The organism is Corynebacterium sp. HMSC05D08 (assembly GCF_001807215.1).
Lineage (GTDB): Bacteria > Actinomycetota > Actinomycetes > Mycobacteriales > Mycobacteriaceae > Corynebacterium > Corynebacterium striatum.
This window is the reverse complement of sequence record NZ_KV788286.1, coordinates 1-897: the sequence shown is the minus strand read 5'-3', so window position 1 is coordinate 897 and position 897 is coordinate 1. Positions and strand designations below refer to the sequence as shown.

1 rRNA gene is annotated in these 897 nt (G+C 54.0%); it reads right to left on the bottom strand.

The window, feature by feature from the left end:
• Positions 1–897 (bottom strand): 23S ribosomal RNA (locus tag HMPREF3148_RS00435); the annotation flags it as partial.

Sequence of the window (897 nt, the reverse complement as noted above, 5' to 3'; positions counted from 1 at the left end):
ACGGTGGTTAGTATCAGTGCTTTATCAGGGGCGCATATACTCGGGTACCAGAATATCAACTGGTTATCCATCGACTACGCCTGTCGGCCTCGCCTTAGGTCCCGACTCACCCTGGGAAGACGAACTTGACCCAGGAACCCTTAGTCATCCGGCGGGAAGGATTCTCACCTTCCAATTCGTTACTCATGCCTGCATTCTCACTCGCACACACTCCACGCCTCCTCACGGTAACGCTTCAACACGTGCACGACGCTCCCCTACCCAATAACAAAATATTATTGCCGCAGCTTCGGCGGTGTGCTTGAGCCCCACTACATTGTCGGCGCAGAACCACTCGACCAGTGAGCTATTACGCACTCTTTCAAGGATGGCTGCTTCTAAGCCAACCTCCTGGCTGTCTTCGCGATCCCACATCCTTTTCCACTTAGCACACCCTTAGGGGCCTTAACCGGCGATCTGGGCTGTTTCCCTCTCGACTATGAAGCTTATCCCCCACAGTCTCACTACCGCACAACACATTAATGGCATTCGGAGTTTGGCTGACATTGCTAAGATTGTAGTCCCGCTCAACCAACCAGTAGCTCTACCTCCACCAAGCTAATGCGACGCTGCACCTAAATGCATTTCGGGGAGAACCAGCTATCACGGAGTTTGATTGGCCTTTCACCCCTACCCACAGCTCATCCCCGCAGTTTTCAACCTACGTGGGTTCGCGCCTCCACAGCATCTTACTGCTGCTTCACACTGGCCATGGGTAGATCACCCCGCTTCGGGTCCAGGACATGCCACTAAACACCCCATTAGGATTCGGTTTCCCTACGGCTACCCCACACGGGTTAACCTCGCGACATGCCGCTGACTCGCAGGCTCATTCTTCAAAAGGCACGCCATCACACA